The 7,158-nt window shown below is 45.8% G+C and carries 3 protein-coding genes, 3 tRNA genes and 1 pseudogene; all 7 read left to right on the top strand.

The window, feature by feature from the left end; translation table 11 throughout:
- A partial coding sequence (locus tag WMO25_RS12420; RefSeq protein ID WP_178439176.1) for an ATP-binding cassette domain-containing protein occupies positions 1-785 on the top strand: 785 nt, incomplete at its 5' end.
- A gap of 350 nt (positions 786-1,135) precedes the next feature.
- Entirely contained in the window at positions 1,136-2,752 is a 1,617-nt protein-coding gene (locus tag WMO25_RS12425; RefSeq protein ID WP_349085557.1) for a gamma-glutamyltransferase family protein, read from the top strand.
- Positions 2,753-2,788: 36 nt separating this feature from the next.
- Entirely contained in the window at positions 2,789-4,522 is a 1,734-nt protein-coding gene (locus WMO25_RS12430; protein WP_349085558.1) for an SNF2 helicase associated domain-containing protein, read from the top strand.
- Between the two features lie 34 nt (positions 4,523-4,556).
- Positions 4,557-6,499 (top strand): annotated as a pseudogene (locus WMO25_RS12435) (DEAD/DEAH box helicase).
- 81 nt (positions 6,500-6,580) lie between these two features.
- Positions 6,581-6,653 (top strand) — tRNA-Phe (locus WMO25_RS12440).
- A gap of 1 nt (position 6,654) precedes the next feature.
- Positions 6,655-6,725: transfer RNA gene (locus tag WMO25_RS12445), tRNA-Gly, on the top strand.
- A 26-nt stretch (positions 6,726-6,751) separates the two neighbouring features.
- A tRNA-Gly gene (locus tag WMO25_RS12450) sits at positions 6,752-6,824 on the top strand.
- The last annotated feature ends 334 nt before the right edge of the window (positions 6,825-7,158 follow it).

Here is a 7,158-nt window from a genome sequence, read left to right on the forward strand (position 1 = left end):
ATATGAAAATAGCAGAAATTAGAAATCTCAGTTATAGTTATAGAGAAAATTGTGGACAGAAAAAGGCTGTATCGAATGTTTCTTTTGATATTGATGAAGGGGAGTGCCTTGGCCTGATTGGAGGGAGCGGCAGTGGTAAAAGTACAATTGGCTCATTGATAGGAAATTTTCTGACAGGGTATGAAGGAAGTATCCATTTGATGTCTAATGAAAAAGAATTGGCAGACATGTCAAAAAAGGAACGGCATGATTTGTATAGGGATATACAGGTGGTATTTCAGAATCCCTGGCAGTCTTTTCCGCCTAATATGTGTGTAGGAGAAGGTATTGCAGAAGGTATTCGATATTACAGTCGAGGATTAGCTTCAGATCAGAAAAAGTTAAAAGAGAAGGTGTTGGAGACCATGCATCTTGTGGGACTATCCGCATCTTACTATCAAAAGAAATGCAGAGAGCTGAGTGGTGGAGAGTGCCAGAGGGCAGCTATTGGGCGTGCGATTATTCGATCACCGAGGCTACTTATTTGCGATGAAGTGACAAGTGCATTGGATGTGTCGATTCAGGCACAAATTATGCAGCTTTTATTTTCACTGAAAAAAGAGATGGGGATGGCAATGCTTTTTATTTCCCATGATCTTGCACTGGTAGGCGGTATCTGTGATCGGGTCTGTGTCCTGCATGATGGACAGTTAGTGGAAGAATTGCCGGGAGGCAGGGAAATGTATGAGAAAGCAGAACATCCATATACAAGATTACTGATGAAGTCAGTGCTGGATATTATATAGAAAATTTGTAACTGTTCAGAGCCAAGCAAAATTTCAAAAAACAGGTATAAAATGCGTAGCATTTTGGAGGTTGGCTCTGAACAGTTACAAAAACTTTAAGAACATCGCTTACATTGATATCGGTACATGATAGTGTATTGATTGCATGTACGGTGTTCTTTTTTTACGAATTCATTTGTTGTCAGAACAGTATATGGACGGTATAATGGGACTATATGCAGAGAAATTTTGGGCATAGTTTGATAATTGTGTTAGTTTGATTCACAGGTAATTGCAGAATATAAAGCATTTTTGATGGCTTTAAAAGACTGAGAAGGTGCCATTACCGTGAAACGAAAGGATGGATTTTCGTGAATTTCTGTTATGATGTTTTGAATTATAAGTACCCATCCAGACGGGAGGTAGTCTACGGGCGAAAGGGCATGGTCTGTACATCTCAGTCGCTGGCGGCTCAGGCCGGACTGGATATTATCAAGGCCGGAGGCAATGCGGTGGATGCGGCGTTGGCCACGGCAGCCTGCATGATTGTGCTGGAGCCTACATCCAATGGCTTCGGCAGTGATGCTTTTGCACAGGTCTGGATGGACGGGAAGCTTTATGGACTTAATGCCAGCGGTTTTTCGCCGGCTTTGCTGACGAGAGAGGCGTTGATGGATAAAGGCTATGAACAGATGCCGAAGTTCGGCTGGGAACCTGTGACAGTCCCGGGAGCTGTTTCCGGATGGAAGAAACTGCATGACCGGTTCGGAACATTATCCTGGGAGAAGATCTTTGAACCGGCGATTCGCTATGCGGAGGAGGGCTATGTGGTGACGCCGGTGATCTCCAAAATGTGGCGTCAGGCATGGGATGATTATGAAGAAAGCCTTTCACCTGAATTGTTTGAGGAATGGAGGAAAGTCTTTGCCCCGGATGGTCATACACCCCGGGCCGGAGAGATCTGGTCATCCAAAGCCCATGCGGAGACATTCAGGGAATTGGCGGCAACGGATTGCGAGAGCCTGTACAGAGGCCGCCTGGCGGATGAAATAGACAGCTATTCAAGGACAACCAGCGGTTATTTGAGAAAAGGGGATCTGGTAGCCTATGAGGCCGAATGGGTACAGCCAGTGAGCACTTCCTACAGAGGTTATGATGTGTGGGAAATACCGCCGAACGGTCACGGCATTGTTGCACTGATGGCTTTGAATATCATGGAATGTATGCAGTTTGCGGCCGGCCATGACAGTGAAGAAGTGGTTCACAGGCAGTTGGAGGCCATGAAACTGGCCTATTCGGATGGGCAGCAGTATATTGCAGATCCCCGAAGTATGAAAGTAACGACGGAGCAAATGCTGTCGAAAGTCTATGCTGCTTACCGTGCGGCCAATATTGGTCAGCGTGCAGCCAAACCGCAGTACGGGAATCCTGCCAGCGGCGGTACGATTTATCTGTGTACAGCGGACGGCGCAGGCAATATGGTCAGTTTTATTCAGTCTAATTACTGTAATTTCGGTTCAGGGATTGTAGTGCCGAAAACAGGCATTGCACTTCAGAATAGAGGATTCAATTTTTATATGGACCCGGAAAGTGCCAATTGTGTCGGTCCGCATAAGAAAACCTATCATACCATTATCCCGGGATTTCTGACCAGAAATGGCAAAGCCATCGGCCCTTTTGGTGTCATGGGCGGTTTTATGCAGCCTCAGGGGCATGTACAGGTGATGATGAATCTCATAGATTTTCATATGAATCCCCAGGAGGCGCTGGATGCACCGAGATGGCAGTGGACAGGTGATATGAATATTGAGATTGAACAGGGCTTTCCGATGGATATGGCAGGTCGATTAAAAGCCAGAGGACATCATGTGACGGTGGCCACAGACAGCATGGATTTTGGCCGGGGACAGTTGATCTTCAGAGATGAGAATGGCATACTGACCGGGGCAACAGAACCAAGAGCCGGCGGCGCTGTAGCAGCCTGGTAGAAGCTGACAGTTGGTTAAGGTAAGAGATAATAAGAGGTGGAAGAAAGCATAAAAATGACGGACTGGAAAAAGTATTTTAACAGCACCATTCTTTCAAGGGGAAGACAGTATTACCATGAGGGAAGAGTCAAGCGGCTGACACATCGTGATCACGAATGGTTTGCGGCTGTTAAAGGCAGCAGGAGCTACAATGTCATCGCCCAGATAGGAGAAGACGGAGATATTGAAGACATGGAGTGTTCCTGCCTTTATGCATATAACGGCCAGAATTGCAAACATATGGCGGCGCTTTTGTATGCGGTGGAAGCAGATCAAAAGGAAAATGATGTTCAGACAGAATTAGAGCTGGCACAGCAGAGAATGGATAAGGAAGATAAAGTCATTTTCAAAAAGTTGGCAGCCCAGACGGAATATAATTATTTTGATCTGAATATGGCTGCTCAAAAACTGGAATTGTCAAGGAGTATATGGGAGAAGGCCAAAAGACTGGCAGAGCAAAAGCAGATTGTCCTTGATGATATTCAAACGGGGTATTTGGGCTGGTACGGTGATTCGAAGCTTATTCTGCATGCAGAGGGCAGATATCTTACAAAAGGAAATGATGGTTATGCGGTTCAGGTCCTTTGCTCTAAGGACCGTGTTGAACAGGCACTGTGTTATGTCAGAGGATGCAGAGGATCTTATACGGCTCCCGGAGAGGGATATAGAGCGTATAGTTATGGCAATGTTTGTGTCCATGAGGCAGCGCTTATGTATCTCATGGAAGATTATCTGATCGCACACAGACCGGGGGATGCGACAGATTTGCGAGGAAAGCAGATTCTGGGGGTTTATCAGCAAAGATATGTCAAAAACAGTTCAAATACGTCCGTTTCTGACAAGCAAACGCTTTATCTGGAACCAAGGTTTGAGTGTCTGTCAGGTGGTCTGGCGGTATCTTTCAAGGTTGGCACAGGGAAAATGTATGTGATCAAAGATCTGACGGAGTTTGTCGGGCAGATGGAGCGCGGAGATACAGTAGCTTTCGGTAAAACAACAAGGATCAATTTTGCCGGCTGCCGGTTGGAAGAGACTTCTGAGAAGTATTATGCTTTTATTAAAAGACAGATTAAAGAGCAGCAGCAGAGAATGCGCCGCAATCGGACACGCAGTTACTATTCGATGGAAGAAGAAATTAAAGGGAATATCGATTTGTCTGGAACCGATCTTGACCAGATTTATAGTTTGATCAGGGACAGAAAGCCAGAATGTTCCAAATGGACGTCACAAGGCAGAAAGAAAGTTTATCTTGAATGTGCAGATGGCGTGCCGAAAATGACAATGACAGTGAGCCGGCTGGCGGATGCAGGAAATCAATTTGACGGCATTCATGTTTCATGCAAAATAAACGAAGTCATGGAGGGAACAGAGGCTGTTTATTTCCTTGAAGATCATCGTGAAAAAATAGTGCTGTGCAGAACAGAGCGGGAAGCTATAGAAGGTCTACTGCCTCTATATAATATGTCGAATGACAGCGGGGAAATTCAATTTAATATCGGCAGAAAGCATCTTGCGGATTTTTACTATCGGTTTCTGCCTGAATTTAAGAAGTATGGCAGCGTAAAAGGTGCTGAAAGCAGGGATATCCTGCAGTATCTGCCGCCGGAAGCAAAGTTTGCCTTTTATCTGGATGCGGATGAAGAAAACTTGACCTGCGAGATTAAGGCCGTTTATGGTGAGAACACTGTAGATGTGACATGTCGTGGGGGGTTCGGCAGAGGATTTTCGTGATCTTTTTAAGGAACATGAGATTATAGATCAGGTGATGCAGTATTTCCCTGAAATACATGAGAGCGGATCGGTCTTTCATTGCGGACGGGAAGAAGCACTGATTTATCAGGTTCTGGATCAGGGAATTGAAGCATTGATGACTTTGGGGGAAGTCAACAGTACAGATCGTTTTAAACGACTCAGTATTCGACGGATGCCGAAGGTATCTGTGGGTGTTTCCATGGAAAGCGGATTGATGGATTTGTCTATTACGCTGGATGACATGACCAATGAAGAGCTTTTGGAGGTTTTGAAGAGCTATCGCAGAAAGAAAAAATATTTTCGTCTGAAAAACGGTGATTTTGTTAATATTGAAGAGGAGAGTGTGGAAATCCTCGGACAGATGATGGATGCATTGCATTTGTCACCAAAGGAATTTGTGCAGGGAAAGATGCAGCTGCCGGTTTACCGGGCGCTGTATCTGGACAAAATGCTGGAGCAAAGCAGCGGTATTTATCTGAAAAGAGACAGTCATTTCAGAAAGCTGGTCAAAGATTTTAAGACGGTGACGGATTCAGATTATGAAGTACCGGAAACGCTTCAGGATACGATGCGCCAATATCAGACAGAGGGGTATAAGTGGCTGCGTACGGTTGAAAGTGGCGGTTTCGGCGGCATTCTGGCAGATGATATGGGTCTCGGCAAGACACTTCAGATGATTGCGGTATTTCTGGCATGGAAACGGGAGGGACAAAAAGGCACCTCTCTGGTTGTATGTCCGGCTTCTCTTGTTTATAACTGGAAAGAAGAACTGGCACGTTTTGCACCTGCGTTAAATGCCGAGACGCTGACTGGAACACAGAAAGAGCGAAAAGAGAAAATCAGCCGTTATCAGGAGTGGGATGTTCTGATCACTTCTTATGATCTGCTGAAACGGGATATCCATGAATATGAAGGGTGTCAGTTCCGGGGGCAGGTACTGGATGAGGCACAGTACATTAAAAATCATACAACGGCTGCGGCAAAAGCGGTGAAGTTGATCCATAGTCAGGTTCGGTATGCGCTGACCGGTACGCCGATTGAGAACCGTTTAAGTGAACTGTGGAGTATTTTTGATTATCTGATGCCGGGATTCCTGTATACATATGAAGATTTCAAAAAGAATGTTGAAATGCCGATCGTCAAAAATCAGGACAAGCAGGTTTCGGACAATCTCAGAAGGATGACAGCACCCTTTATTATGCGACGTCTGAAGAAAGATGTGCTGAAAGATCTGCCGGACAAACTGGAAAAAGTATGTTATGCGGCTTTTGATACAAAACAGCAGAAGTTATATGACGGACAGGTTGTTCATATGCAGGCTATGCTGGAGGAACAGGCGGATGCGGAATTTGGTCAGAATAAACTGAAGATTCTTGCTGAGCTGACGAGACTCAGACAGGTGTGCTGTGATCCGTCACTGCTTTATGAGGCATATGACGGCGGTTCAGCCAAACGTGAAGCTTGTATGGAACTGATTAGCCAGGCTATTGAAAGCGGCCATCGTATGCTGATTTTTTCACAGTTTACATCGATGCTGGAATTGCTGGAACAGGATTTGAAAGCGGCCCATATTGAATGGTATAAGATCACCGGCGAGACAGCCAAGGAGAAACGAATTGAGCTGGTACGTGATTTTAATGAGGGAACTGTGCCTGTTTTTTGATTTCACTGAAGGCAGGCGGAACCGGACTGAATCTGACCGGGGCGGATGTGGTCATTCATTATGATCCATGGTGGAATCTGGCGGTGCAGAATCAGGCAACAGACAGGGCACACCGAATTGGGCAGAAGAATATTGTTACTGTGTATAAATTAATTGCCAAAAATTCTATTGAGGAGAAAATCCTTGAAATGCAGGAAGCGAAGAAGCATCTGGCAGATGAGATCCTCAGCGGTGAGATGGGCGGTCTGTCTGCGCTGACAAAGGATGAATTGATGGAATTATTGAAAATATAAAAAACTTAAAAAAAACTGTTGACAAATCTTTTACTATAAGGTATTATTAATAGCGTCGCTGGTGCAAACGAGCGACGGTAAGCCCAGATAGCTCAGTCGGTAGAGCAGAGGACTGAAAATCCTCGTGTCACTGGTTCGATTCCGGTTCTGGGCACGCAGGTGTAGTTCAATGGTAGAACATCAGCCTTCCAAGCTGAATACGTGGGTTCGATTCCCATCACCTGCTTTGAAAATGAATATTTTATTTATTATGCGCGAGTGGCTCAGTTGGTGGAGCACGACCTTGCCAAGGTCGGGGTCGCGGGTTCGAGTCCCGTCTCGCGCTCTTCTTATATACAAAAGGTATCCTAAAAGGATACCTTTTGTATATAAACGAGTCCTGCCGGACTCGAACGTTCGAGGTCTCCGCTCTGCTCCGGTCGGTGCAGAACCGACATCCACCGGATGTCGTGCACCGTCTCGCGCTCAATCAGAAAGAGGTTAGAACTGATATATATATGCAAGAGTCCTGCCGGACTCGAACGGTTCGAGGTCTCCGCTCTGCTCCGGTCGGTGCAGAACCGACATCCACCGGATGTCGTGCACCGTCTCGCGCTCAATCAGAAAGAGGTTAGAACCGATATATATGCAAGAGTCCTGCCGGACTCGAACGGTTCGTA

The sequence above is a fragment of the Coprococcus intestinihominis genome (assembly GCF_040096555.1).
Lineage (GTDB): Bacteria > Bacillota > Clostridia > Lachnospirales > Lachnospiraceae > Coprococcus_A > Coprococcus_A intestinihominis.